This window comes from Streptomyces sp. ME19-01-6 (assembly GCF_033793745.1).
In the GTDB taxonomy this organism is placed as follows: Bacteria; Actinomycetota; Actinomycetes; order Streptomycetales; family Streptomycetaceae; genus Streptomyces.
The window spans coordinates 198,209-223,306 of record NZ_JARAXF010000001.1; the positions used below are offsets into that span (position 1 = coordinate 198,209).

Annotated in this window: 23 protein-coding genes and 1 pseudogene; 15 read left to right on the forward strand and 9 right to left on the reverse strand. The window is 71.9% G+C overall.

Annotated elements, in window-relative coordinates; translation table 11 throughout:
* Window positions 1-74: 74 nt before the first annotated feature.
* On the forward strand, window positions 75-1,541 hold the full coding sequence (locus PV419_RS00825; RefSeq protein WP_319685648.1) for a sensor histidine kinase: 1,467 nt from the start codon (window positions 75-77) through the stop codon (window positions 1,539-1,541).
* Window positions 1,538-2,224, forward strand: coding sequence for a response regulator transcription factor (locus tag PV419_RS00830; RefSeq protein ID WP_319685649.1), 687 nt, complete (start codon window positions 1,538-1,540; stop codon window positions 2,222-2,224). The genes PV419_RS00825 and PV419_RS00830 overlap by 4 nt, the downstream gene beginning before the upstream one ends.
* A 29-nt stretch (window positions 2,225-2,253) precedes the next feature.
* Here PV419_RS00830 and PV419_RS00835 read toward each other — a convergent pair whose 3' ends face one another.
* Window positions 2,254-2,826: a carboxymuconolactone decarboxylase family protein gene (locus PV419_RS00835; RefSeq protein WP_319685650.1), complete on the reverse strand. Its 573-nt coding sequence runs from the start codon at window positions 2,824-2,826 to the stop codon at window positions 2,254-2,256.
* A gap of 74 nt (window positions 2,827-2,900) precedes the next feature.
* Between PV419_RS00835 and PV419_RS00840 the strand changes: the two genes are divergently transcribed.
* Window positions 2,901-3,395, forward strand: a complete 495-nt coding sequence (locus PV419_RS00840) for a MarR family winged helix-turn-helix transcriptional regulator (protein ID WP_319685651.1) — start codon at window positions 2,901-2,903, stop codon at window positions 3,393-3,395.
* A gap of 7 nt (window positions 3,396-3,402) precedes the next feature.
* Here PV419_RS00840 and PV419_RS00845 read toward each other — a convergent pair whose 3' ends face one another.
* Window positions 3,403-4,101: a GNAT family protein gene (locus PV419_RS00845; RefSeq protein WP_319685652.1), complete on the reverse strand. Its 699-nt coding sequence runs from the start codon at window positions 4,099-4,101 to the stop codon at window positions 3,403-3,405.
* 43 nt (window positions 4,102-4,144) lie between these two features.
* Here PV419_RS00845 and PV419_RS00850 point away from each other — a divergent pair.
* The 4 genes and pseudogenes from PV419_RS00850 to PV419_RS00865 all read left to right on the forward strand — a co-directional run.
* Window positions 4,145-4,593: pseudogene (locus PV419_RS00850) on the forward strand (Clp protease N-terminal domain-containing protein); the annotation flags it as partial.
* 160 nt (window positions 4,594-4,753) lie between these two features.
* Entirely contained in the window at window positions 4,754-4,954 is a 201-nt protein-coding gene (locus tag PV419_RS00855) for a hypothetical protein (RefSeq protein WP_319685653.1), read from the forward strand.
* A gap of 142 nt (window positions 4,955-5,096) precedes the next feature.
* A complete protein-coding gene (locus PV419_RS00860) occupies window positions 5,097-5,606 on the forward strand; it encodes a hypothetical protein (RefSeq protein WP_319685654.1) in 510 nt (169 codons plus the stop codon).
* Between the two features lie 11 nt (window positions 5,607-5,617).
* Window positions 5,618-7,825 (forward strand): DUF6571 family protein, encoded by a 2,208-nt coding sequence (locus PV419_RS00865; RefSeq protein WP_319685655.1) that lies wholly within the window; start codon window positions 5,618-5,620, stop codon window positions 7,823-7,825.
* Window positions 7,826-7,890: 65 nt separating this feature from the next.
* On the opposite strand, the gene PV419_RS00870 is transcribed toward PV419_RS00865, so the two are convergent.
* The 6 genes from PV419_RS00870 to PV419_RS00895 all read right to left on the reverse strand — a co-directional run bounded on the left by PV419_RS00870 (window position 7,891) and on the right by PV419_RS00895 (window position 15,475).
* Window positions 7,891-10,314 carry an acyl-CoA dehydrogenase family protein gene (locus PV419_RS00870; protein WP_319685656.1) on the reverse strand — a complete coding sequence of 808 codons (2,424 nt, stop codon included), beginning with the start codon at window positions 10,312-10,314 and terminating at the stop codon, window positions 7,891-7,893.
* The gene (locus PV419_RS00875; RefSeq protein ID WP_319685657.1) at window positions 10,311-10,583 is read right to left on the reverse strand and encodes an acyl carrier protein; all 273 of its coding nucleotides are present in this window, start codon (window positions 10,581-10,583) and stop codon (window positions 10,311-10,313) included. The genes PV419_RS00870 and PV419_RS00875 overlap by 4 nt, the downstream gene beginning before the upstream one ends.
* Window positions 10,580-12,337, reverse strand: coding sequence for an acyl-CoA dehydrogenase (locus PV419_RS00880; protein WP_319685658.1), 1,758 nt, complete (start codon window positions 12,335-12,337; stop codon window positions 10,580-10,582). The genes PV419_RS00875 and PV419_RS00880 overlap by 4 nt, the downstream gene beginning before the upstream one ends.
* Window positions 12,334-13,194 (reverse strand): acyl-CoA thioesterase, encoded by an 861-nt coding sequence (locus PV419_RS00885; protein WP_319685659.1) that lies wholly within the window; start codon window positions 13,192-13,194, stop codon window positions 12,334-12,336. Before PV419_RS00885 ends, PV419_RS00880 begins: the two co-directional genes overlap by 4 nt.
* Window positions 13,195-13,200: 6 nt before the next feature.
* Entirely contained in the window at window positions 13,201-13,467 is a 267-nt protein-coding gene (locus tag PV419_RS00890; RefSeq protein ID WP_319685660.1) for a MoaD/ThiS family protein, read from the reverse strand.
* Window positions 13,468-13,681: 214 nt separating this feature from the next.
* Window positions 13,682-15,475 (reverse strand): fatty acyl-AMP ligase, encoded by a 1,794-nt coding sequence (locus PV419_RS00895; RefSeq protein ID WP_319685661.1) that lies wholly within the window; start codon window positions 15,473-15,475, stop codon window positions 13,682-13,684.
* A 224-nt stretch (window positions 15,476-15,699) separates the two neighbouring features.
* Here PV419_RS00895 and PV419_RS00900 point away from each other — a divergent pair, with 224 nt between their 5' ends.
* The 8 genes from PV419_RS00900 (at window position 15,700) to PV419_RS00935 (ending at window position 23,406) form a co-directional block, all read left to right on the forward strand.
* Window positions 15,700-17,133 (forward strand): MFS transporter, encoded by a 1,434-nt coding sequence (locus tag PV419_RS00900; RefSeq protein WP_319685662.1) that lies wholly within the window; start codon window positions 15,700-15,702, stop codon window positions 17,131-17,133.
* Between the two features lie 14 nt (window positions 17,134-17,147).
* Window positions 17,148-18,599 (forward strand): cytochrome P450, encoded by a 1,452-nt coding sequence (locus tag PV419_RS00905; protein ID WP_319685663.1) that lies wholly within the window; start codon window positions 17,148-17,150, stop codon window positions 18,597-18,599.
* 121 nt (window positions 18,600-18,720) lie between these two features.
* On the forward strand, window positions 18,721-19,017 hold the full coding sequence (locus PV419_RS00910) for a hypothetical protein (protein WP_319685664.1): 297 nt from the start codon (window positions 18,721-18,723) through the stop codon (window positions 19,015-19,017).
* Window positions 19,014-19,964, forward strand: coding sequence for an acyl-ACP desaturase (locus PV419_RS00915; RefSeq protein ID WP_319685665.1), 951 nt, complete (start codon window positions 19,014-19,016; stop codon window positions 19,962-19,964). Before PV419_RS00910 ends, PV419_RS00915 begins: the two co-directional genes overlap by 4 nt.
* Window positions 19,940-20,416: a holo-ACP synthase gene (locus PV419_RS00920; protein WP_319685666.1), complete on the forward strand. Its 477-nt coding sequence runs from the start codon at window positions 19,940-19,942 to the stop codon at window positions 20,414-20,416. Before PV419_RS00915 ends, PV419_RS00920 begins: the two co-directional genes overlap by 25 nt.
* Window positions 20,370-20,792 carry an acyl-CoA thioesterase gene (locus PV419_RS00925; RefSeq protein WP_319685667.1) on the forward strand — a complete coding sequence of 141 codons (423 nt, stop codon included), beginning with the start codon at window positions 20,370-20,372 and terminating at the stop codon, window positions 20,790-20,792. Before PV419_RS00920 ends, PV419_RS00925 begins: the two co-directional genes overlap by 47 nt.
* Before the next feature lie 42 nt (window positions 20,793-20,834).
* Window positions 20,835-21,794, forward strand: a complete 960-nt coding sequence (locus tag PV419_RS00930; RefSeq protein WP_319685668.1) for an alpha/beta fold hydrolase — start codon at window positions 20,835-20,837, stop codon at window positions 21,792-21,794.
* 10 nt (window positions 21,795-21,804) lie between these two features.
* The gene (locus PV419_RS00935) at window positions 21,805-23,406 is read left to right on the forward strand and encodes an AMP-binding protein (RefSeq protein WP_319685669.1); all 1,602 of its coding nucleotides are present in this window, start codon (window positions 21,805-21,807) and stop codon (window positions 23,404-23,406) included.
* A 91-nt stretch (window positions 23,407-23,497) separates the two neighbouring features.
* On the opposite strand, the gene PV419_RS00940 is transcribed toward PV419_RS00935, so the two are convergent.
* Complete coding sequence (locus PV419_RS00940) at window positions 23,498-25,003, reverse strand: hypothetical protein (RefSeq protein WP_319685670.1); 1,506 nt, start codon at window positions 25,001-25,003, stop codon at window positions 23,498-23,500.
* Window positions 25,004-25,098 lie beyond the last annotated feature (95 nt).

Sequence of the window (25,098 nt, forward strand, 5' to 3'; positions counted from 1 at the left end):
GAGATCCCCTGGCTCGGGCCGGTTCGCCCGGCTCGGGCCAGGACTTCCTCAAGTCGACCCGTCAGGATGGACCTGTGCCCCCACTGACCCGCACCGAGCCCGAGCGGCGGACGGAGCCCGCCACGCCAGGCCAGGGACGACGCCGACTGCCGGTGGCGCGTGTGCTGCGCGCCTTCCGCCGCCGCCCCGAGGCGGCCGCAGCCGAGACCCCGGCCGGGGCCGCGTCCCGGTGGCGGGCCGACGCCGGGCTCGCGGCGGTCGTGCTCGCCGTGCAGTGCGCGCTGGCGCTGTTCGCGCACGTGGACGGCGACCGTGGGCTCGACGCGCTCGGGTGGACGCTGCTCGCGGGCAGCGCCGTGGTGCTGATCGGGCGCCGGCACAGCCCGATGCTCGTCACCGTGGCGGTCGTTCTCATGGTCGGCCCGTACCACGCGCTGAACTACGCGCACCTCGCCGCCGTCCCCGCCGGGCTCACCGCCTTCTACACCCTCGCGGTCCTCGGCCCGCCCCTGCGGTCCCTGCTCACCGTCACCTTCGCGATCGGGCTGATCGTGACGATCATGTCGTGGGGCGGCCGGCCCCACAGCGCGCTGGAGATGCTGCGCAGCTCCGGCTGGGTGCTGTCGGTCGTGGTGATCGGCGAGGCGGTGCGGATCCGCCGCGCGTACATCGCGGCGATCGTCGAACGGGCCGAGCGCGCCGAGCGGAGCCGCGAGGAGGAGGCGGCCCGGCGCGTCGCCGAGGAGCGGCTGCGGATCGCCCGCGATCTGCACGACCTGCTGGCGCACAGCATCACGCTGATCGGCGTCCAGACCTCGGTCGCCGCCCACGTCCTGATCGCCGACCCCGAACGGCTCGACCGCGTCACGCTGGCCAAGGCGCTCGACGCCATCTCCGACACCTGCCGTGACGCACGCGCCGAACTGCGGGCCACCTTGCAGGTGCTGAGGGCGAGGGAGGACGGCGAGGCGGACGGAGCCGACGGGGCCGGTACGGGGCCGCCGCCCGGGCTCGCCGGTCTGACCGACCTGGCGGCGGCCGCGGAGGCGGCGGGCGTACGGGTGCGGCTGACGGTCGACGTGGACGGGTCGGATCTGTCGCCGGCCGTGGGCGCGGCCACGTACCGCATCGTGCAGGAGGCCCTGACCAACGCCGTCCGCCATGCGCCCGGCACCCTGGTGCGGCTCACCGTGGCGGGGGACGGGGCGGGCGGGCTGCGCGTCGCGGCCGTGGACGACGGCCCGGCAGACCAGTCGGGTCCGTCGGGCCAGTCCGGGCAGTCGAATCCGTCGGGTGAGGGTCCGACCCCGTCCGCGGCCGAGGACCCCGACCGCCCGCAGGGCTACGGCCTCATCGGCATGCGCGAACGCGCCCGCAGCGTGGCGGGGACCCTGAGCGCCGGGCCGCGCGGGGACGGCCCCGGCTTCGCCGTGGCAGCCGTCCTCCCGTACGGCCGGGCCGCCCGGAAGCGCGCCGCACTGCCCCCGCCCGGGCGCGGCCCCTCACCGATCCACACACCACCGACAGAGGGAACCGTATGAGTGTCAGGGTGCTGCTCGCCGACGACCAGACGCTGGTGCGCGCGGCCTTCGCCATGCTGATCGAGTCGGCCCCCGACATGGAGGTCGTCGGACAGGCGGGCACCGGCCGGGAGGCCGTCGAGCTGGCCCGCACCGCGCGCGCCGACCTGGTGGTCATGGACATCCGCATGCCCGATCTCGACGGTATCGAGGCGACCCGCTGCATCGCCGCCGACGACGATCTCGCCGGGGTGCGGATCCTCGTCCTGACCACGTACGACACCGATGAGCACATCGTCGAGGCGCTGCGCGCGGGCGCCTCCGGGTTCCTGGTGAAGGACACCCGCCCCGCCGAACTGCTGGACGGGATACGGACCGTGGCGGCCGGCGAGTCCCTGCTGTCCCCCGGACCGACCGCCCGCCTCATCGCCCGCGTGCTGCGCCTTCCGGCCGCCCCGGCCCCGGCCGACCTGGCCCCCGCCGGCCTGGGCGCTCTGTCGGAACGGGAGCGCCAGGTCCTCACCCTCGTCGCCCGCGGTCTGAACAATGCGGAGATCGCCGAGGCGCTCGGGCTGTCGCCGCTGACCGCCAAGACCCATGTCAGCCGCATCATGGGCAAGCTGGGCGCCCGCGACCGGGCGCAACTGGTCATCACGGCCTACGAGTGCGGCCTGGTCACCCCGGCCCGCTCTGAGGCGCCCTGACGGTCGGACGAGCAGTGGGCGCTCTGGCTTCAGGCCGCGTGCTCGTGCCAGGCGAAGGGGGCGAGCTGCTCGTCCAGCGGGGCGTCGGTCAGCCGGTTGGCCAGGGTCGACATGGTGTAGGCGCCGATGCCCAGCACCACTTCGAGGGCGTTGCGCGGGGTGTAGCCGTGGGCCAGGAAGGTGTCGAGGGCCTCGGGGCCGACCGCTCCCGCGCGCTCCAGGACCTCGACGGTGAAGAGCCGTACCGCTTCGAGCCGTTCGTCGGCCAGGGGCCGTCGCTCCCGCAGGGCCGAGGTGAGTTCGGCGTCCGCGTCGAGCGCGGCGAGCTTGCCGGTGTGCATGGCGACGCAGACGTGGCAGGCGTTGCGGGTCGCGACGGTGAGGATGACCACTTCGCGCGCCAGCGGGTCCAGGGTCGTCGTCTCGAACAGTCCGCTGAGCTTGAGGAAGCCGTCCAGCAGCTGTGGTGCGGCGGCCAGCCGTCCGACGGGCGCCGGGAGGTAACCCAGGCGGCGGGCCATGGCCTCCATGAGTCCGCGCGAGGCGGCCGGTGCGGATTCCAGGGTGTGATCGACGAACGGGGTGGGTGGGTGTGTGGGCATGACGGGAGATCCCCTCTGACCTAGAATGGACAATGTGGTTGTCGAAAACGTAAACCAGGTTGTCGAGTTGCGCAATGACTGATGACACCCAGGGCCTGTCGCCCGCCCAGGACCGGCCGGGATACGAGCTGCCTCTGCTGCTGTTCGCCGGATTCCGGTCCCTCATCGACCAGTTGCACGCCGAGCTGGCCCGCCGGGGCCACCCGGACGGCCGCCCCGCCTACGGTTTCGCCATGCAGGCCATCGGCCGCGACGGGGCCACCGCCAGCGAGCTCGGCCGACGGCTCGGCGTCTCCAAACAGGCCGCGGGCAAGACGGCCGACCGCCTGGAGGCGCTGGGCTACGCCGTCCGGGCCGACGATCCGGCGGACGCCCGGCGCAAGGTGATCCGGCTGACCCCGCGCGGCCTGGACTCGCTGGCCACATCGGCCGCCGTCTTCGAGGAGCTGCGCGCCCAGTGGGCCGCGGCGCTCGGCCCTGAGCGGCTGCGCAGTCTGGAGGACGATCTGCGCGTCATGGTGCCGCCCAGCGGCTTCCGCCTGGATGTGGCCGGCTGGTTCGGCCCCTGAGCGGCCGCTACCGCGGAGTGTCTCCCGCGCCGTCCTTGCTGTCCACGCTGTCTTGTTCCCGCTCCGCGGCCCCGAACAGCTCCAGGCACGGCTCGAGGCCCGTCACCCGCACCGGGACGGTGCGCCGCGCCTCCCAGTCGGCGCGCTCCAGGCGCAGCCGCTGGAGGGTGCGGGACTGTCCGCGTACGGACATCACCTCAAGCCCGTCCGGACGGTAGCCGACCCGTCGCGAGACGCCCAGCGAGCGCGCGTTCTCCAGCATGGCGGCCGAGATCACGCTGCGCGCTCCCAGCCCCTCGAAGGCCAGGTGTGCCACTGCCGCCCGCATCTCCGTGCCGATGCCCTGGCCTTGATGGGCCAGGCCCAGCCAGGAGCCGGTCTCCGCCTGCCGTGTCACCGCGAAGTCGGTCGCCAACAGGTCCTGGCGGCCCACCACCTTGCCCTCGTGCAGCACCGCGAAGCTCATGGTCCACTTCTGCGGGCTCCACTGCGCGATGGTGCCCAGGAGGTGCTGGAAGCTGCTGCGCCCCACCTGCTCCGGGGGGTTGTCGGTCCAGGGGATGGCGAACGGCATCTCGGCGGGGTCGTGCACACCCGCCACCGCGAGTGCGGCCATCTCGTCGAGGAGTTCCAGGTCCGGAAGGCGCAGTTCCAGGCGCGGTGTGGTGAGCCGGAGCCCGGAGGGCGGCCAGTAATGGAGTGCCATGACGAGAGGCTGCCGGATGCCGGATCGCCCGTCGAACCAATTTCGTACGGGCACCCCCGCCGCCGACGTCCTCACCGCACTCGGCGCGGCCGGCCGCCGCGCGGCGATCGAGCGCGACCTGGCCGCGGTGCGCCGCCGCGGCGGCATCTCGGCCGAGGCGCCAAGGCCCTGGCCGGGCTGGGCATCGACGTCGAGGAGGTCGTCGCGCGGGTCGAGCGGGTCCACCGCCGGGGCGCCCTCGCCGAGCCCGCGAAGGCCCCCCGTCGGCGCGACCGCCCGCTCCGGCGACCCTTCGCCCGGGAGGCCAAGTCGGTCCTGGAACGGTCGCTGCGGATCTCCCTGGGCCGCGGCGACAAGCACATCGGCGATGAGCACCTGCTGCTCGCCCTGACCGCCCGCCCGGGCGTCGCCGCCCATGTGCTCGCCGACCACGGAGTCACGTACGTCCAGGTCGAACGGGCCCTCTCCGCCCGCCGGGCCGAGGCGGGCTAGGGCTCTCCGTCGCCCCGGCACCGTCCGGGCCGTCGCCCAGACCGCTGTGGATCGCGGCGATCAGCCTGCGGTGCAGGGCGGACGGCCGCCGGCCCGCGCGCCGGACGGCGAACACCGACAGCCGCGGCCGGGCCCTCCGCGACGTCGCCGAGTGGCCGCGGTGCGGGCGCCCACCCTGGTCGTGCCGGGCGCCGACGCGCGGCACCCGACCGGGTTGGCGGCGCGCGCCGTCGAGATCACGCCCCGCGGCCGGCTCGCGCCGGTGGGCATCTCGCCGGACCTGCGCACCGCCGCCGACCTCGCCGAGGCGGTGGACCCGGCCGTCGGGGAGTTTTTGACCTCCCTGCGAATGGGGCTCTGACCTGCGGCGAAGTCCACGATCTACAGCTGGTGTAGGGGTTTTGTTTCCATCCCCGTAAAGATCCGTATTCCGTCGTCCCGAACTATCCCCAGGGGATGGTCGACGGCACCACGCCGTGTGTAGGGACGGGGGAAAACGCAAGATGTCCTTCGACGAGGAATGGGCCCAGCTCAAGGCTGCCGCGCAGGAGGAGCACTCGGCGGCGGGGCGGTCCAGCGGTATGCGGCTCAACCAGCTCGACGGTGGCGGCGGCGGTGGTCTGGTCACCCCGTACGGCGGGCTGTGCACGTCTCCGGCGCAGAAGAAGACGGCGGCCGGGGTCATCGAGGACGAGCTGGAGCCGGGCCTGACCAAGGCGGGCGACGACGCGGACACCAAGTCCAACACCGCGATCAGCGAGTTCCATGGCTGGGACACGGCGGCGGGGCTCAAGCATGTCCTGACCGAGTGGCAGACGCAGGTGAAGGCCCTGACGAAGCGGATCGGCGGGGAGAAGGAGGCCCTGCGCGGCACCAACACCCTCTTCACGGGCACGGACCTGCACACGGGATCGAGCTTCTGCGGCATCTTCGGTCCCCAGACCAACGGCACCTCTGCCAACGGCGGTTCGCAGCCTTCGCTGCCCCTCCCCCTCACCTCCTCGCACCCCTGAGAGGGAACCAGATGGTCACCTACCGCCAGGTCATGGACACCGACCTCGCCAAGCTGACCGACGCCGCCCAGGCGTGGGACGACATGGCCGACCAGCTCCAGAAGCTGGAGACGACGTACCAGACCAAGGTCCAGAAGATCAGCTCCGGTACGTCATGGAAGGGCGTCAGCGCCAATTCCCACTTCAACGTGGCCGCTCAGACCCGCCATGAGTTCGACGCGGCCCAGGTGGAGGCGCGGGCCGTCGCGGATCTGCTGCGCGATGCCCACGGGCAGTTCGTGCGGCTGGTGGCCGCGGTCAAGGACGCGGTCAAGCAGGCCCAGCAGGCCGGGATGAAGGTCGACGCCGACGGCCGGTGCACCTACGACTACGCCAAGGCCACCAAGAAGGAGGCCTACGACGCCCAACACGACCCCAACCTCCCGGAGACCGAGCGCTCCTGGACCCGAATGATCGCGCAGGCCGTCCAGGCCGTCGACGACGCCGACTTCGGCGTCAAGCTCGCGCTGCGGGAGGCCGTGAAGGACACGGACGGCAAGGGCGACCTGAACGGCTTCAACGGGGCCGCGCAGGGCGATGTCGAGGTGTACGAGGGGCGGCGGGCCACGGACCTCGGGGAGAAGCTCATCGACGGGAAGCTGTCCCCGGCGGAGCTGAAGGAAATGCAGATACTGATGCGCAACAACGCGCACAGCAAGCCCTTCAGCCAGACGTTCCTCAGCGGCCTGGGCCCCGGGGACGCCATCAAGCTGAGTGACAAGCTCGTCGGGCTCTCGTACAACCGCGATGGCTCGGTCAGCAACACCGAATATCTCTCCGTGGAGCAGGGGCTGGCCCATTCGGTGGCCACGGCCACCACGGTGCCGGGAACCCTCAAGGAGCGCCCGCCCGGCTCACCGCAGTTCAACGCCTGGCTGAACAGCCCGGACGGGAAGTTCTTCCGTGAGTGGACGGAGGGCATCCGGCAGGTCGGCTTCGAGAAGTACGGCAGCAAGCAGGTGCCGCGGTACGGCTACCAGTCGTATCTGACCATGCTCCGGAACTACGACAAGTTCGACGACCAGTACCTTTACACACTGGGCGACGACATCATCAAAGCGGAGAAGGGAAAGCCCACGGGTGTGTGGGACGAGTGGACCGGCGCGGACCCCAAATTCGTCAACGATCCGCTCGACACCGTCCTGGGCCTCATGAGCAAGGACCCCGACACCGCCACCGCGTTCCTCGACCCCGAGGGCAAGGGGTCGCTGAAGAACGATCACCTCACCTATCTCATCGAACAGCGCGACTGGCCGAAGAACGTTCTCAACAGCGTCGGCCCGCCCCAGTCGATGGACGACATGTTCGGCAAGATGGGCTTCGGCGCCGCGCTCGAATCGGCCGCTACCGGTCATGTCCCGGGCACCGACTACCCCCTGGGGAAGCACACCGAGGACCAGGCCCGGGTGATGTACCAGGCCATCGAATCGCTCAACAAGGCTGGCGCGGCCGAGAACCTGGACCCCATGCTGCGCCAGCCGATGGCGAACATCCTCGCTGACTACACCCCCGACCTGCACCAGACCCTCGCCCGCGACAACACCCTCTACCGCGAGCACAACGGACTCTGGAACGAGAACGGCGAACTCAGGGTCTCCGTCCCCGAGGAACACCTCGTCAAGGTCATGCGCGGGGTCGCCAACGACCCGAACGCGTTCGCGGATCTCTACAACGCCCAGCGGCACTACGCGGCGGGGACCTTCGCCGGCATGCCGGAGAAAGTCTCCGAGCACACCCGGGTGCCGATCCAGGAGGCGTCCTCGGTCCTCGGCATGTACGACGGGGTGCGTGCGGACGTCCTCTTCGACAACCGCGACAAGAAGATCCAGTGGGAACGGGACTTCAACAACGCCCTCACCAGCGTCACCAGCATCGGCCCGAAGTTCGTGTCCAACAACGCCGCCGCGTTCGGCTCGGAGATCCTCTACCGGATCATCCGCTCCGAATCCCACGGCATCATGTGGGATCGCATCAAGGAGGCCAACCTGGACGCGAGCGTGGCGAACGCCAAGCAGTTCACGGCGGGCCAGAAGGAGGTCGACTCCATGGTTGCCAACTGGGCGGAGACCCACGGCCACGCCAAGGACAGCGACTACACCAAGGACCTCGTCGGCATCGGCCAGACCAAGCACGCCGAGGGTCGCAACCAGGCCCTGATCCATCTGCGCGCCGACTACTGAGCCGCCTTCCCCGCGGCCGGTGCGGGCCCCGCGGGCACGGCCGCCTTCCCCGCACCGGTCGTACGTCAGGCGGGGCGCCGCGCCGCGATCAGCCGGACGCCGAGCGCGGCGTCGTCCCACGCGGTCCGCACATGGCCAAGACCCGCCGCCGTCAGCGCGGCCTCGACCTCGCCGTCCGTCGGTGTGCGCCCGCCCGCGAGCGCGAGGTCCAGACGGGCCGCCGCGGCCCCCAGCGGGCGCTTGGGCGGCAGCGGGCACGGCAGGACGACCCAGCCGCCGGGCAGCAGCGCCTCCCTGGCCGCGGCGACGGCCGCCCGCAGAGGCTCGGGGCCCGGCAGCCCGGTGGCGGGCAGCCAGGCCAGCGCGAGCCGGTCGCCCTCCGTGAAGCTCCCTGCCGGGCTTCCCGCGCCGTCGCCGACCCGGACCCGGATCTCACCGTCACCCCCGACCGTTCTCACGGCCACCGGCTCCGGCTCCAGCGCGAGCACCGGTACGAACGGGATGTGACGCGCCAGCTCGACGGCGGACCGGCCGCCGTCCCCGGCCGCGCAGCCCACCTGCGCCCCGGGCCGGTCCAGCAGCTCCGGCAGCCCCTCCAGCCTTCCCAGCAGGGAGTTGACCAGCACATCCGCCAGCGCCGCCGCCTCGCCTCCGCACCCGGTCAGCGACTCCCGCCCCGCGACCGGCTTTCCGTCGCGCAGCCGGGCCCCGCCGTCCAGCGCACGCCGCAGCCGCGCCGCGAACGCCGAGGCGCGCGGGCCGCCGATCAGCACCCGCTCCAGGCCCTCATCGGCGGCGTAGCGGCCCTCGCCGTCCCGGCGCACCACCGAGGCGGCCACCAGGGCCTCCAGCAGCCCCTCGGCGAGGCCGGGCGGCAGCAGGTCCTCGGCCGCCTCCCGCACCGTGCACGGCTGCAGCAGCCGGGCCAGCAGCCCGGTCTCGCTCGCCACCGCGCTCGCCAGCAGGCCCCACGCCCCCGCCGCCAGGTCCGCGAGCCGCCCCTGGAACAGGCCCGCCGGCCCCTGCGGCAGCGCCTCGGGCGCCCGCCCCGCCCGTACGGCGGCCACCAGGGCGTGGGCCCGCCCGAGCAGCGCGGCCGCCGATCCGCGCCGATCCGCGTCGAGGACCTCGGGAGCGTCGAGCCCGGCGGCCGAGGTCACCGCCGCCACCGCGTCGGCGGACTCCCCGCCGCCCCCGTCCGCGGCGGCGTGCAGCGCCCACCACCCGTCCGCCAGCTTGGACACAGTGCGCTCGGCGGCCTCCTCCCGCACCCGCTTGCCCTCCAGTCCGACGATCGTGCGCTGGCCCAGCTGCAGCAGCAGCATCTCCTGGGAGCCCTGACCGGAGATCAGGCCCAGGATGTCGCGCATGAACCGCTCCCACGGGAACGCGGACATGTACGCCTCGCCGCCCTGCAGGCCCATCACCAACTGGCCGACGCGCAGCGCGCACTCCGACGCGTGGTGCTTGGCGACGGTGGCGAACTCGTCGAAGTACGGGTCGCGGTCCGGGGACCGGGTGCCGTCCAGCGCCCGGTAGACGCTCGCGCGGGCCGACTGCAGCAGCATGCGCAGTTCACCGACCGACCGCTCGACGTTGGCGTGGTCGAGCACCCGGCGTCCGCCGCGCCTGCGGGAGTTCAGCGCCTCCACACAGTTCTCGATCACCCCGTCCAGCGCGCCCAGCACCCCGCACGCGCTCATCGTCCGGCGGATGCGCGCGTAGGTGTTCAGCTCGCTGAGCGCGTCGACCCGCCACAGAAGCCGTGCCTGGGGCAGCCGGACCTCGTGCAGGATCACCTGGCCCAGGCCCATGGTGTGCATGCCCATGGTGTCCATGTGCACGGGCGTGACGCCCGGGTCGTCCTTCTCGACGAGGAACGCCAGCATGTCGTTGGACGCCTCGTCGCGCAGGAACAGCACGAAGAGGTCGGCGAAGCGCGCCCCGGCGAGGAACCGCTTGGCGCCGTTCAGCACCCAGACGTCGCCGTCCAGCCGCGCCGTGGAGTGGTAGTCGTACGGGTCCCGGCTCTCGTACGCGCCCTGCACCCCGAAGCGCCGGCCGGCCACCAGGTCCGGAACGTAGGCCTCGATCAGCTCAGGTGTGCCGCTGGAGAGGATCAGTTCGGTGATCTCGACGCTGATGTCGAGCAGGACGGCGAAGCCGGGGTCGCGCGAGAGGCGGGCGATCTCCTCGACCACCACACCCCACGCCAGCTTGTCCCGCCCCTCGCCGCCGATTTCGGTCGGCAGCGAGAACCCCATCAGCCCCAGCTCGCCGGCCTGCTCGAAGACGCGGTTGTCGAGCGGCCGGCACTCCTTGTTGCGGAAGTGCGAGCCGGGGTTGGCCACATCCAGGACGAAGCTCCCGAACCGGCGCCGGGCCTCGCGGCGGATCCGCTCGATCTCGGCGTCGAGGGTGCCGTGTCCGCTCCTTGGGGACAGGTCCCCCCGGTTCATCACATCGGCGGCGTGCGCCCGGCCCGTCATGCCCCGGCCCCCTGCTCGGCGCGGTCCAGCTCGAGCACCAGGTCCTGCAGCGTCTCCTCGCCGAGGAACCGCTCCAGCGGGATGGTGGCGCCGGTGCGCTCCTCGACCTCGACGGAGAGCTGGGCCGCGGTGAGCGAGTCGATGCCGATCTCGCCCAGCGGCCGGTCGACGGGCAGCCGCTGCCCGTCGAGGCCGAGCTGCTCTCCGATCAGCGAGGGCAGCCAGGCGCCGGCGGACTCGGCGGCGGCGTCGCGGTGTTCGGTGGTCATGGCGTACTCCTCATTGTGGCCTCAATGCGGCCCGGCGCGGACCCCCGGTACTGCGGGGCGAGCCGCAGCGGTACGAGGGAGAACGCCCGATCGCCGTCGTCAAGGTCTTCGAGCCGGCGCACAAGCCGGTCCTCGGCCTCCCGGTCCGGCCCGACCGGGAACCCCAGCCGCTCCACCACGCGGCGCAGCGCGGCCGAGAGCCAGGCCCGGTCGGCGGCCAGGCCGCCGAGCGCCTCCCGGCGCCACAGCCAGGTGTGCAGACAGCAGGCGCCCGCGTGCACCAGACAGTGCCGGCGGGCCGCCTCGTACGCCTCACCGGTGCGCGCCGTGCCGAGCCCGCGCAGCGTCTCCCGCGTCTCGTCGCGCACCTTCAGCAGTGTGTGTCCGAGCGCGGCCAGCTCCTGGTCGTCCTCCAGCGCCGCCACCGCCTCGTCGAGGAGGTCGACCACCTCGTCGGCGGCCCCGTAGGTGAGCGACGGGCGCTGGTCCCGGGGCGCCACCGGCGTCACCGGCTCGCCGAACCCGAACAGCAGCGGCAGGGGCACCTCGGCCCGCCCTGCGGCCCGCCGCCGCTCCCCGCTGACCAGCTGGGCGCGGACCGTGTCCAGCTGCACCAGCTGCGTGCCCTCGAACACCGGGGTGATCGCCACATCGCGCACCAGCTTCTGGAACGCCCCGTCCGCGACCCCCTCGCGCAGATAGGCCCGTGCGCTCAGCACCTCGCCGCACGCGTTCACCGCGTCCACGCAGAGCGCGGGCACCACGTACTTCGCCACCGCGGACCACAGTGCCATCCGCTGCCGTGCCACATCGAGGGCGCGCGCCGCGGCCAGTGCGGTGCACTCCGCGATCAGCAGGTCGGCGAAGCCGCGCGCCAGCAGCGAGCGCACCGGCGCCAGTGCCAGCGCCGGCTCGCCGTACAGCATCCGTTCGCGCGCGTGCCGCAGCGCGATGCGCAGCGCGGTGTCGGCCGCGCCGAGGCTGCTCCCGCCCACCAGCGTCCGGGTGAACTGGAGCATGCCGGTGACCATTTCGATGCCGCGGCCCGGTCGCCCGATCACGGCGTCGGCGCCGACCCGGCAGTCGCTGAGGACGAAGCCGCTCAGGTCGTGGCCGCGCAGGCCGTGGGTGGGTACCTTGGGCAGCCGCCGCACCCCGTCACCGCCGACGGCCTCGAAGTCCACCAGGAACAGTCCGAAGGACGGGTCGGAGGCGGCGAGTACGGTGGCGAACGAGGACCGACCGCCGTTGCCGACCAGCCACTTCTTCCCGTTCAGCACAAACCCGTCGCCCGTGGGCGCCGCACGGGTGGCGGTGGCGAGCAGATCGCTGCCCGCCGCCTCCTCGCTGATGCCGGCGGTGCCCCAGGCGCGGCCGAGCGCCAGCTCGGCGACCCGGCGCCGCTGTGCGTCGTCACCCCAGATCCACACCGGCGTGGTGGCCAGCAGCGTCGAGCCGAACCCCACCGAGACCGCGAGCTCCCGGCGCGACGCGGCGCGCACCACGGCCAGCAGCGACTCGAACGAGCCGAGCCGGCCGCCCTCGGCGACCGGTACCAGGTGCTCGTGCAGACCGGCCGCCCAGGCCGCCTCGTACGCCGCGGTGGGCTCGGCCTCCAGATCGTCCGCCCGCACACCGGCCGCCAGCGACATGCCGGTGCCCGGATCGAACGGGCAGCCCAGCGCCCGCTCCAGCTCCTCCGCCGCCGCAGACGTCGCGAACATGGACAGCGACGGCGCCCCTGTCCCGGTCATGCGCGCTCCACCACGATCGCGTACGGCCCGCCGTCGAAGCCGTCGCCGCCCCCGCCGTCGTCGGCGTCGTCGGTGGAGAGTCCCAGCTCATGGACGAACGCCAGCTGCCCGCCGTGGCGGTAGACGGTGGTGCGCACTTGCAGCAGATCCCACAGCTGGCCGGCCCGCAGCCAGGTCGCGTCGACCCGGCGGATCCCCTCGGCCAGCGCACGGCGCAGCTCGGGCACCTTCCCGCCGTGCCGCATCACACATTCCTCGCGCGCGCCGCCCGCGAACCCGAGGGATTCGACCCAGTACCACTGGTCGGCCACCTCGCAGTGGTGGCGGTGCACCCGGAACGTCGTGGTGTGCGAGGCGATCCGCTCGCCCTCCCGCTCGTACGCGCCCAACAGCCCGCGCACCGGCGACAGATACGGGGAGCGCTCGACCTCGTCGTCGTGGAAGCCCGCCACGAACGCGTCCGGCAGCGTCGCCGGCGCGCCCGAGAGCGCCCGGTCGCCGCTGAGCCCCAGCGGCACCGAGGTGGCGCGGGTGCGCACCGCCACGCCCGCCGGGCCCGAGACCGTCATCTCCATCTCCAGCTGCGACGAGCGCGGCCCGCGCACCCGGGCGCGCACCTCGACCAGCGCGTCGTCGGCGTCGAGGAAGCGCAGGGGCTGCTCGTACTCCAACTGCCAGGCCCACAGCACGAATCCCACCCGGTGCTCGGACACCAGCGTGCGGTGGCTGCACACATGGTCGCGCAGCCAGCGGGTGCCGGCCTGGAACGCGAGCCGCCCGACGGCGGTGGGCTGCAGCTGGGCCGGGGTGAAGAGGCTCGCGTCGAGCACGACCTCGTAGGTGGAGCTGCGCGGCATCGGCGGCTAGCCTCCGGATATCGCGGTGACGATGTCCACCCGGTCGTCCTCGGTGGCCTCCCGGTCCAGCTCGTCCAGGGAGAGCTTCTCGCCGTTGAGGGCGATCAGATGCGTGGCGCGTACGCTTCCCTCGCGGTCCATCAGCACCTCGGCCAGGTCGGGGTAGCGGTCGGTCAGCGCGGTCAGCCCGTCACGCACGGTGGCGCCGCCGACCTCGATCTCGTTCTCGTAGCCGGTGAACCGGAGCAGGACGCCCCGCACTTTGACGATCACCAAGTCTCCTTCGAGGATGCCCCAGGCTCCAGCCGGGGGAGGAAGCGCGCACACCGTGCCGATCGAGAACCAAGACGGCACAGTCGAGCTTTGCTCAACGAACAGGGCAGGTTCCGTCCCGGCTGGTGTTGAGGGAGCAAGACCTTTCAGGCCGCTGGTCTGCGGGGCTTCCTGAGCCAGGAATCCCCCTGCTTCAGTGGGGGGAGGGTTCAAGTCAGTTCCCCCTCGTGGGTGTGGTCATGTCGCGCGCGGGCCGGGCGGGAGCCTGCCAGCGGGCGAGCTCGTCGAGTTCGCCGGCGAGGAATTGGCGCCGCGCCAGCCAGCGCTGCACCTTGCCGCTCGACGTCTTGGGGATGGTCCGCGGCCGCACCAGGACCACCGTGTACGGCGGGACGCTCAGCTCCATCGAGACCGCCCGCCGGAGCCCCTCGACGGCAGCCGCGTACTGCTCGTCCTCCTGCCCGTTCTCCGCGGGATCCGCCTCGTAGACCAGCACCAGCCGCTCCGCCGCGCCCTCGTCGTCCTCGACGGCGAAGGCGGCGCCGCAGTTGCGGCGGATCGTGGCCACCTCGGCCTCGCAGACCCGCTCGATGTCGACGGGGTGGTAGTTGCGCCCGTTGACGACGATCAGGTCCTTCAGCCGCCCCGCCGGGAACAGCTCGCCGTCCAGGACGAACCCGAGGTCGCCGGTGCGCAGATACGGGCCGTCGCCGGTGGTGGTCGTGGCGCCGAAGGTGGCGTCGGTGTCCTTCGGGCGCCGCCAGTAGCCGTCGGCGACGCTCGGCGAGTCGATCCAGATCTCGCCCAGCGCGCCCTCGCCCAGCGGCTCGCCGGTGGCCGGGTCGGCGATCAGCAGCCTGGTTTCGGGTCCGGGGGAGCCGCAGCTCACCAGCGACCTGGAGCGCTCCTGCGGCCCGGCCGGGCGGGCCGTGCCGTGCGCCTCGAGCGCGTCGCGCGCGACGGACACCGAGCGCCAGCCGCCCAGCGGCTTGCCGCCGGTCACGAACAGCGTCGCCTCGGCGAGCCCGTAACACGGATAGAACGACTCGGCTCGGAAGCCGCACGGCGCGAAACGCGTCACGAAGCGCGCCATCGTGTCGGCGCGGACCGGCTCGGCGCCGGTGAAGACGAGCTCGACGCCCGACAGGTCCAGCTCCTCCAGGTCCGCGTCCTTCGCGCGCCGTACGCACAGGTCGTACGCGAAGTTCGGGCCGCCGGTGACCGTCACGCCGTACCGGGAGACCATGCGCAGCCAGGACAGCGGGCGGCGCAAAAACGTCACCGGCGACATGAGCGTCACCGGAATGCCGGAGGAGAGCGGGGTGAGGATGCCGCCGATCAGCCCCATGTCGTGGTACGGGGGCAGCCACACGCCGCCCGAGCTGTCCTGGTGCAGCCCGAACCCGCGGGCGATCTTCGCGGAGTTGTCGAGCAGCTGGGCGTGGCTGAGCATGACGCCGCGCGGCAGCGACGTCGAGCCCGAGGTGTACTGCAGCAGCGCCAGCCCGTCCGGCCGGATCTGTGGCGACGCACCCTCGTCGGCCGGGTCGGCCAGGTCGGTCGCGATCAGCCGGGGGGCGCGGCCGGCGAGCGCCGTGGCGAGCCACCCGGCCAGCAGCGGCGCGAGGTCCGAGGTGGTCAGGACGGTGTCCGAGCCGGTGTCCTCGATGATGGCGGCGAGCCGCGGCATCGTACGCGCCAGGCGCGCGGGGTCGGGCGGGAAGGCGGGCACCGCGGGCACCCCGGCGTAGAAGCAGCCGAACAGCCCCGCGAGGTAGTCCAGGCCGGGCGCGAAGAGCAGCAGCGCGGGGTCGGGCCGCCCGTCGGTGGCGGCCGACAGCCCGGCCGCCACGGCTCGTGCGCGTGCGTCGAGCTCGCCGTAGGTGATCTGGACGGCCGACTCGTCGTCCGCCACGAACCGGTACGCGAGGGCGTCGGGCGAGCGCGCCGCCCGCTCACGCAGCAGCTGCGCGAAGCTTCCAGCCCCGCGCCCATGTGGACCAGCCAACTGAGCCGTCTCCCCCCGTGATCGACACGGCGAGCAAGTGTTACAGCAATGTCGACGGCCGGTCAACGAACTTATGCGGGCGGTGGGTTGGGCGAATCGGGGTAGGTTCCGCAGGGCCGCCGGGGGGATTGACACTCACGGGTAACAACGAGCATCGTGATCAGCCTCAGCAGGGTGAAGGACCGGTGCTCACCAACCGCGTGCCCGTCCAGAAGGGGACACCCATGACCGACTTACCGGTCGCTCCCGACGGAACGCGGGACGCCGTGGTGAACGATCCCGCCACCGACCCACCGGCCAAGCCACCCGTCAAGCTGGTCCTGCTGTGCTGCCTCGGCGCCTTCGTGGCGTTCCTGGACAGCACCATCGTGAACGTGGCGTTCCCCAACATCGCCGAGACCTTCGACACCACCGACCTGCCCACCCTGTCCTGGGTGCTCAACGGCTACAACGTGGTGATCGCCGCGCTCCTCATGCCCGCCGGCCGGGCGGCCGACCGGCTCGGCTGCCGGCGGTCCTTCGCGGTGGGTCTCGCCACGTTCACCGTCGCGTCCGCGGTCTGCGGGATCGCCGGCTCGGCCGCCGTCCTCATCGGCGCCCGGCTGGTGCAGGCGGTCGGCGCCGCGATCCTCGTCCCCACCTCGCTCGCGCTGCTGCTGCCCATGTTCCCGATGGCCAAGCGCCTGGTGGCGATCACCATCTGGAGCGCGTCCGCGGCGCTGGCCGCCGGGATCGGGCCCGGCCTCGGCGGGCTGCTCGCCGAGCACTGGAGCTGGCGGGCGGTGTTCCTGGTGAACATCCCGATCGGGCTCGTCGCCGTATGGGCCGGCCGGCACCTCGCCGAGCAGCGCGAACGCGGCGGCGCCACCCCCGACGTCCTGGGCTCGGCGCTGCTCGGCGCCTCCCTCGGCCTGCTCGCGCTCGGCCTGGTCAAGGCCCCCGACTGGGACTGGGCGAGCGCGCGCACCGTCGGCTGCCTGGTCGGCGGGGCGGTGCTGGCGGTGGCGGTGGTGGTCCGCAGCGCACGCCACCCGGCCCCGGTCGTCTCCCTCGACCTACTGCGCTCGCGCAACGCCGTGGGCGGCAACATCGGCTCGATGCTGTTCTCGGTGACTTTCTACGCCGTCATCCTGAACAACATCCTTTTCCTGACCGGCCACTGGCGCTGGTCCCTGCTCACCGCGGGGCTGGCCACCACGCCGCCGCCGCTCGCCACCGCCCTGGTGGCCCGGCCGGCCGGCCGCCTCGCCGAGAAGTTCGGCGACCGGCTGGTCGTCATCGCGGGCTGTCTGATCTACATCTGCGGCACCCTGCTGCTGTTCTGGGGCGGCGGCCAGGACCCGGACTTCCTCACCCACTGGCTGCCCGGGGCGGCCGTCATGGGGCTGGGCGCCGGCCTGGTCTGGCCGGTGCTGGGAGGGGTGGCCCTGGCCGGGGTCGAGCCCAGCCGGCTGGCCACCGCCAGCGCGGCCAACGCCGCCTTCCGCCAGCTCGGGGCCGTCCTCGGCACGGCGCTCGCGGTGTCGATCGTGACCTCGTCCGCGGGCGACCCGCTCGGCGGAGCGCGCAACACCTGGTATCTCTCGATCGGCTTCGCCTTTGGGGTGGCGGTGCTCGCGGCCATGACCATACGCCGCACCACGGCCCCGGCGGCCTGACACCGGAGGCGACGATGGCGACGAAGGCGACAGCGACCACGGCGGCCGGAGGGGCCGAAGTGAGCGAAGTGCCGTGCGCGGCGGGAACGCCGCTGCTCGGCTCGATGCCCGACCTCCTGGGCGACCCTCTGGCGGCCTACTTACGGGCCCGTCGCGACCACGGCGACGTCGTCCGGTTCCGCGCAGGGCCGCCCGGCCTGCGACGGGACATCTACGCCGTGTTCTCGGCCGAGGGCGTCCAGCAGGTCCTGGCCACGGAGGCGGCGAACTTCCGCAAGGACAACGTCATCTACGAAGAGCTGCGGCAGGCCCTCGGCAACGGCCTGCTCACCAGCCAGGACGAGGACTACCGGCGTCAGCGCCGGCTCATCCAGCCGCTGTTCACCCGCCGCCGCGTCGAGAGCTACGCCACCGCCGTCACCTCGGAGGCCGCGGCGCTCGCCGCCCGCTGGCGCAAGACGCCCGGTGGCGGCGCCGACGGCACGGTCGAGCTGGTGGAGGAGATGCGCGGATACGCGCTGCGCGTCGTCGGCCGCGTCCTGTTCGGCTCCGACGTCGAGCAGACCATCGAGGTCGTCCGGGACAGCCTGCCGATGCTCAACGAGCGCGCGCGGGCCCGCGCCCTGTCCCCGGTGAAGCTGCCCCGCGACTGGCCGACCCCCGCCAACCGGCGCGCCGCCCGGGCCCAGGCCGGGCTGTACGCGCTGTGCGACGCCATCATCAGCAAGCGCACGGCTGGGCGAGACGGCCGGGAGAGCGACCGTCAGGCGGGTGGACCGGAGGACGGCACCGAGGATCTGCTCACCCTCCTCATCCGCGCCCAGAACGCCGAGGACGGCAGCCTGACCCCCGCCGAACTGCGGGAACAGGTCCTGGTCTTCTTCCTCGCCGGACACGACACCACCGCCACCGCGCTCACCTTCACCCTCCACCTCCTGGCCCGCCACCCGGACGAGCAGCGGCGGGTCCACGACGAGCTGGACCGGGTGCTCCCCGACGGCCGCACCCCCACCGTGGCGGATCTGGAGGCCCTGCCCCGCCTCACGAGGGTGCTGAAGGAGGCCATGCGGCTGTTTCCGCCGTCCCCGGCCGTCAGCCGCCGCGCCGTGGCCGAGACCGTCATCGGCGGCCGCCGGATCCCGGCCGGTGCCGCCGTTCTCGTCAGCCAGTGGGTCGCCCACCGCCACCCCGCCTACTGGGAGGATCCGGAGCGCTTCGACCCGGAGCGCTTCACCCCACAGGCGGAGGAAGGCCGGCCGCGTTACGCGTACTTCCCGTTCGGCGGCGGGCCCAGGGCCTGCATCGGGCAGCACTTCTCGACGCTGCATTCGGTGCTGAGCCTGGCGACGCTGCTGCGGGGGTACGACATCGAAGACGCATCGGACGGCGGCGACATTCCACTCGGCGCCGGGATCACGCTGCTGACGAAGGGGCCGGTGCGCGTTAGGGCGATCGCCCGCACCTAATTGGAAATAACGTCGCAACTCAGCGCGCCCCCGGTAAGTCGGATCGGCGTACTCCGCTTCAACTGACTTGTGGTTCCTATCACTTGGCCGAAAGAGCCGACAGCCAGTAGGCTTCTGGACCATGGTCGCACCCGAGGTAGAGCCTTACATCCGGAAGAAATTCGCAGAGAACGCAGGTCTTACGGAAGAGCAGCTATTCACGGCCGACGCGACATTGGCCGATGTGATCGCCGGCAGCCCGAAAATGACCAACAGCATCGACCTCATGGAAGCGTTTGCACGCACCGCAAACGCATTGCGCAAGGACTACGGTGTGCGCGTGCGCCTCCCGGCGCTGCCGCTCGATACGCCGATTACGACCGTGCTGAAGACGTTCCTCGAGGAATTCGAGCGCGCGCAAAAGGAGGCGGCCGCATGAGCATCGCCGAGACGGACCACGCCTCGTCCCCGGTCATCCGCCGGCCGGCCGCCGCCGACGGGCCGCCCGCCATCATCACCGACCTCTATGACGCGCTGACCAAGCGCGGCATGTCCCTGGTCGACGTCACCTGGGAGCAGCAGCGGCTGCACGAGTCCCGGCGGTGGAGCGTCGTGGAGATGCTGGAGGCCGTCGACCTGGACAGCCTCACCCCCCTCGACCGCAACCTGGTCTGGAACGCGGGCCGGGCCGAGCTGACCACCAAGCCTGGCGCGGACCGTCTTGAGCGGCAGTCGGAGGCCGAGGTCCGGCGCTGGCAGGAGAAGAACCCCACGGTCGCCTCGATCATGGAGGCGTGCGGCACCTGGAGCCGCTACTGGAACGAAGAGGAAGCCCACCACGAGACGGTCTTCAACCGGCTGGCCGATCTCAGCGGGATGGAGCCGATCTCGGACGAGACCTTCATCCAGTTCCGCCAGGTGTTCCCCGACGACGACATGCTCCGCACCCTGGTGCTGCTCGCCATCTCCGAGATCACGGCCGCGGTCAACTACGGCCAGTGCCAGCACGTCATCGAGGATCCGGGGCTGCGCCGCATTTTCAAGCAGGTCGCCGCCGACGAGATTCAGCACCGCAACTACTTCGTCTCCTTCGCCAAGGCGCTGGTGGACAGCGGCGAATACCCGGCCAAGGACGCGTTCGCGGTGGCCCACCTCTTCCTCCGCGAGGACGGTGAGCTCCACGGCAGCGCCCGGAAGCAGCTGGAGCAGCGCGGTTCGCATGTGAACTGGTGGGACCAGCTCGAAACGGGTGACAGCGACTTCCGTCCCGAGGCGCTGGAGAAGAAGGAGCAGCTCATCTGCGGCGCCCTGAAGAAGATCACCGGGATCGAGGTCCATTCCCGTGAAGAGGTCGAGGACACGTGGATGGATCTCGTCGGGAGCTGATCGGTCTGGGGCACGACCTCCAGCTGATCAGTGAACTGGAGGTCGCCTCCTCTCTCCGCGAACCCGATGTCTTCTTCACCCGCGGAGAACTGCGCCACTTCGAATCGAAGGTCTCCCCCCTGGAGAGCATGGCGGGGGCGTTCGCGGCCAAAGAAGCTCTTTTCAAAGCAATTCCGGCGGCGGATGAGACCTGGTTCTGGACCGATGCCGAGCTGGTCCACGACCACCGTGGCGCACCGCGGTTCCAGGCCCACGGAGCGCTGGCGGGCCATCTGGCCCGGCACCGGCTGCGGGTGAGCGTTTCCCTCTCGCACAGCGGCGGCTTCGTATCCGCCGTGGTCATGGTGACCGGTGGGACCTCGGCACTGACACGTTTCTTCGACACGACCAATCGGGCGGTACGACGTGTTCTTCGGCGAATCCCGGCTGACCCTGCCGGTGCGCCCCAATGACCTCGATGCCCTGGGGCATGTGAACAACGCGGTCGCGCTCGAATACCTGGAGGCCGGGCGGTGGGACTGGCTCGGCCGCCAGGGGTTGGTGCACGGCGACCGCATGATCGCGGTGGTCGCCCGTACCGAGATCGACTACCTGGCGGAGATCCCTCGTGGCCAGGTCGAGGTGCGTACATCTCTCGAGTCGCCGTCCGCCGAGGAGTTCGACGAGGACGACCTCACCTTCCGGGCGCGGTTCCGGCAGCGCCTCCACCTTCCGGAGGCGGCGCGCCCCGCGGTGGACGCCCTGGTCACCGTGGCCTTCCTGGACGCCGCCCAGCGGTGCCTGGTCTCGATGCAGGACTTCCTTGCGGCCTCGACCGTCCCGGACTGAAGGAGCCTGAACGAGGCTGCACGAGCAAGGATGGAGAGCGCGATGAGCACGGCAGACGATCCGGCAGGTGATCCGGCGGAGACCGAACGCTGGGTGCCGACATCCGACGGCCATGAGCTGCACCTCAGGCAGGTGCGGCCGGGGGCCGACGACGGGGGAGCGCCCGGTGTGCTCTTCCTCCCCGGCCTGTTCGCGGACGGGGGGTTCTTCCTCGGCAGGTCCGGGCAGGGGCCCGCGAAGGCGTTCCTGGACGAGGGCTTCACCGCGTACGTGGCCTCGCTGCGCGGCCACGGCCCCAGCCGCTGGCCCGAGCGGCGGGCCTACGACTGGAATTTCGACACCTATGTGCGCCATGACGTGCCGGACCTGATCCGGGCGGTGTCGGCGACCCATGACGGGCCGCTGTTCGTCCTGGCGCACAGCATGGTCGGCTATGCGGCCCTGGCCGCGCTCGGCGTCGACCCCGGCCTGCAGAAACGACTCGCCGGGGTGGTCACCGTCTCCTCCGCCGTCAACGACTACAGCGACGGCGGACTGTCCAAACGGGCCCAGGTGACCTTCTCCGCGGTGATCTCCCGGCTGGTGGGGCGGTTCCCGGCGCGGGCGCTGAAGCAGGGCCGGTGGGACGAACCGTCCGGGCTGATGCGGCAGTTCGCCCAGTGGGCCCCCTCCGGGGCCTTCCGCAGCGCCGACGGACAGACGGACTACTGGCAGGCCCTCGCACAGGTGACGCTGCCGGTGCTGGTCGGGATCGGCGCGGGCGACACCTTCCACGCGTCCCCCGCCCGGGCCCGGAAGCTGGCCGACCACCTGGGCGGCGGCGCGGAGTTCACCCTCTTCGGCCGGGAGACCGGACTGAGCTGGGACCCCGGCCACGTCGATGTGATCCGCGGCGCCCGCGCCCAGGAGCAGGTGCTGCCCAAGCTCGTGGCCTGGACGCGCGGGATTGCTCCCTCCGGCGACGCCCATGGCGACGCCACCGACGACACGACCAAGGAGTAGGAGAGGCGCGGTGCTCGAACACATTCAGCGCAACCAGGAGTGCCCGCCCGAACGGGGCCTGTACCTGTACGACAAGTTCATCGACCCGCCCGAGTTCATCAGCTACCAGGACTTCCCGGAGCAGGTCGCCGCGTACGCCGACTTCTTCCGCGACCAGGGCATCGAGCCCGGGACGCGGGTGCTGTTCCCGTTCGAGACCTCCAGCGCGGTGATCTTCGCCTTCCTGGGCCTCATGGAGCTCGGCGCCGTCCCGCTGTCGGTCAAGCCGCTGGTCCTGGACACGCCGAGGGAGTCCTATCTGGACTTCCTCGGCCGGGTCGCGCGGGACTACGAGGCGGCCCGCGCGCTGGAGACCCCGACCCTGGCCACGCTCGACCTGCCGGTCCCCGGCCTGCCGCTGCCGCCGGCCGGAATCCGCAAGCCCGGCGCCCGGCTGCGCACCCCCGCGGCCGACGAGCTGGCGTTCGTACAGTTCTCGTCCGGATCGACGTCCTTCCCCAAGGGGATCCCGGTCCGGCACGACATGCTCCGCGCCAACCTGATCATGATCACCCGCACGGACGGCCGGCAGCCCGAGGAGCGGGTCAGCAGCTGGCTGCCGCTCTACCACGACATGGGGCTGGTCGGCGGACTGCTGTCCTGCCTCGCCGCGGGGTGCGATCTGTTGCTCGCCGAGCCGGTGACCTTCCTGTTCGACGCCCGTGGCTGGTGGGAGCACATGGCCCGGGAGGGGGCCGCCGGCACGGTGATCCCGAACTTCGCGGTCGACTACTCGCTCAAGCTGATGCAGGATCTCGACGCCGAGGAGCTCGCCGAGATCGACCTGTCCCGGGTGCGGTCGATCTACCTCGGCAGCGAACCCATCAATCTGCCCAACCTCAACGCCTTCCTGGACCTGATGGCCCCGGCCGGGTTGCGGCGCGATGTGTTCATGCCCTGCTACGGCATGGCCGAGGCCGTGCTGCTGGTCTCCAGCCGCCCGGTGAACAGCGAGATCCGGAGCGTCGAGACCCCCTCCGGAGTGCCGGCCATCTCGGTGGGCCGCCCGATGCCGGAGTACACCGTGCGCCTCCGCGATGAGCAGGGGCGGGTGTGCGAGGACGGCCAACTGGGCGAGATCGAGCTGACCGGAGGCAGCCTGGCCGCCTCCTACCTCGACAAACAGGCCCCGCTGGCGGGGGACGACGGCTACTACGCCACCGGCGACATCGGCTTCCTCGACGACGGCGAGCTGTTCATCACCGGCCGCATCAGCGACCGGATCAAGGTCGGCGGCCAGAGCTACTTCGCGTCCGACTTCGAGCAGGCGATAGAGCGGCTGGACTTCGTGCGCGACGGCCGCACCGCCGTGCTGCAGATCGGCGCGGACATCATCGTCCTGACCGAGGTGGACCGCACGGCACGCGACGACATCGAGGGCAGCCGGGCGCGGATCATCGACCATCTGGTGCGCACGGTCGGGGTGACGGTGCGGGCCACGGATGTGCACTATGTGCGCCCCGGCCAGTTGGAGCGCACCAGCAGCGGCAAGCTGCGGCGGCGGGCGATCGCGGAGGCGTACGAGCAGAAGCGGCTGAAGGGGCTGACCTTCGACCTGCCCGCGGGCGAGTAGCGGCCGGCCGCGCGGGGGCTCCGCCCCAGACCCCCGTCCGGGGGCGGAGCCCGCGCCGCGCGGTGCAGCCGCGCATCGCCGCCACCGAGGGCTACTTCGCGCCGAGCACCAGCACCAGCGGCACCTTCTTGCCGGACTCGGTCGACGGTTTCATGGCGCTGGACTTCCCGATGTAGAGCCGCCCGCCGGTGTAGACGATCTCCTGGTGCAGGGACGTGCTCTCGCCGAACGCGGTCTCCTCCGGGTTCTGCATCAGCTTCTTCTTCTCGTACGACTTGGTGTCGATACGCCAGACCGCGCTGCCCTGGCTGAGCGTGGCCTCCTGGTACGCGATGAGGGAGCCGTCCTTGTCGAGCGTGACCGGCACCAGCGGGCCGCCCTCGGCGCCGTCGGCCTTGGCGGTCACCTTGCCGGTCTTCAGGTCGATGGCGACGATCTCGTTGGACGGGCCCGACGCGGCGCTCGCGCGGTAGTCGGTGGCCAGATAGAGGGCGTTCGCCGACTTGCTGACGACGATCTCGGAGCAGCCCCCGACGTTGGTCGCCGCGCAGTCGGCCTCGTACTTGCCACCGTCCATGCCGAACTTGCTCAGCAGCTTGCCCTCCTTGGCGCTGTCGTCGATCGCCAGGAAGTCGGAGACGCCCGAGCCCTGCGAGCTGCCCGCGTTGACGCCGATGACCAGCGGGTCGGTGGACACCACATGGGCGTATTCGATGCCCGACGTCACCTTGTACGAGGACTTCACCGCCCGGGTCTTCGGGTCCACCGTCTGGATCTCCAGCTGCGGGGTGTCCGACACCTCGCACTCGCGCACCGCGATCAGCTTCGGTCCGTCGCCGAAGTAGCCGTTGTCCGAGCAGTCCTCGTCCGAGTCCGGCATCCACTGCGGCTTGCCGTCGATCGACCAGGCCGCGCCGCCGCTGATGCCGCCCGCGGCGACGGTGTCGCCGCCTATGGTCACCTCGTCGAACATGATGGGACTGTCGGACGCCAGCTCACCCGTCTCACGGCCCTGCTTCGTCCAGACGAGCTTTCCCTTCTTCAGGTCGACCAGGCCGACCTGGGTGCACACCGAGGGGTCCTGCGAGTCGTCCTCGAACAGGACCGCGGTCAGGCCCGCCTCGGTGATCTGCGGCGACGCCCAGCAGAGCTCGCCGTCGAGCGGGATCTCCCACGAGGCGGCGCCGCCGGTGAGCGGATAGCCGACGATCTTCTTGACGTCCGCCTTGACCAGGTTCTTGTCGGTCACCCACATGCCCGGAGTCTTGACCATGTCGGCGACCTTCGGCATCGGGACCTCACCCAGCACCGACGCGTCGACGGCCCCGGACGCCGAGTCGCCGCCCTTCCCGCCCCCGCCGTCGCCCGAGTCCTGGCCCACGACGAACCAGACGCCGCCGGCGACCAGCGCGAGCGCCACCACCGCGCCGACAATGACCCCGACGGGCGACTTCGACTGCCGCCGGCGGCTCGCCCTGCCCCCGCCCGGCGGCGGCCCCGGGGGCGGCCCTTGCTGCGGCATGTGCGGTGGCACCGGCGGTCCCGGTGGGCCCGGCGGCGGATAACCGGGGCCGGGCGGCGGGGGCGGCTGGGACATCGCAATTCTCCTTCTCGCAGGGATGGTCGCACCGGTCACATGAATATGTGGAACGGCAGCGAGAAGGATTTCTATCAAACACGCGCCATTGATGC

Coding starts and splice junctions, on each gene's coding strand:
- PV419_RS00830 (WP_319685649.1), top strand. CDS start 1,538: ATGAGTGTCAGGGTGCTGCTCGCCGACGACCAGACGCTGGTGCGCGCG.
- PV419_RS00835 (WP_319685650.1), bottom strand. CDS start 2,826: ATGCCCACACACCCACCCACCCCGTTCGTCGATCACACCCTGGAATCC.
- PV419_RS00840 (WP_319685651.1), top strand. CDS start 2,901: ATGACTGATGACACCCAGGGCCTGTCGCCCGCCCAGGACCGGCCGGGA.
- PV419_RS00845 (WP_319685652.1), bottom strand. CDS start 4,101: ATGGCACTCCATTACTGGCCGCCCTCCGGGCTCCGGCTCACCACACCG.
- PV419_RS00860 (WP_319685654.1), top strand. CDS start 5,097: ATGTCCTTCGACGAGGAATGGGCCCAGCTCAAGGCTGCCGCGCAGGAG.
- PV419_RS00865 (WP_319685655.1), top strand. CDS start 5,618: ATGGTCACCTACCGCCAGGTCATGGACACCGACCTCGCCAAGCTGACC.
- PV419_RS00870 (WP_319685656.1), bottom strand. CDS start 10,314: ATGACGGGCCGGGCGCACGCCGCCGATGTGATGAACCGGGGGGACCTG.
- PV419_RS00875 (WP_319685657.1), bottom strand. CDS start 10,583: ATGACCACCGAACACCGCGACGCCGCCGCCGAGTCCGCCGGCGCCTGG.
- PV419_RS00880 (WP_319685658.1), bottom strand. CDS start 12,337: ATGACCGGGACAGGGGCGCCGTCGCTGTCCATGTTCGCGACGTCTGCG.
- PV419_RS00885 (WP_319685659.1), bottom strand. CDS start 13,194: ATGCCGCGCAGCTCCACCTACGAGGTCGTGCTCGACGCGAGCCTCTTC.
- PV419_RS00900 (WP_319685662.1), top strand. CDS start 15,700: ATGACCGACTTACCGGTCGCTCCCGACGGAACGCGGGACGCCGTGGTG.
- PV419_RS00905 (WP_319685663.1), top strand. CDS start 17,148: ATGGCGACGAAGGCGACAGCGACCACGGCGGCCGGAGGGGCCGAAGTG.
- PV419_RS00910 (WP_319685664.1), top strand. CDS start 18,721: ATGGTCGCACCCGAGGTAGAGCCTTACATCCGGAAGAAATTCGCAGAG.
- PV419_RS00915 (WP_319685665.1), top strand. CDS start 19,014: ATGAGCATCGCCGAGACGGACCACGCCTCGTCCCCGGTCATCCGCCGG.
- PV419_RS00930 (WP_319685668.1), top strand. CDS start 20,835: ATGAGCACGGCAGACGATCCGGCAGGTGATCCGGCGGAGACCGAACGC.
- PV419_RS00940 (WP_319685670.1), bottom strand. CDS start 25,003: ATGTCCCAGCCGCCCCCGCCGCCCGGCCCCGGTTATCCGCCGCCGGGC.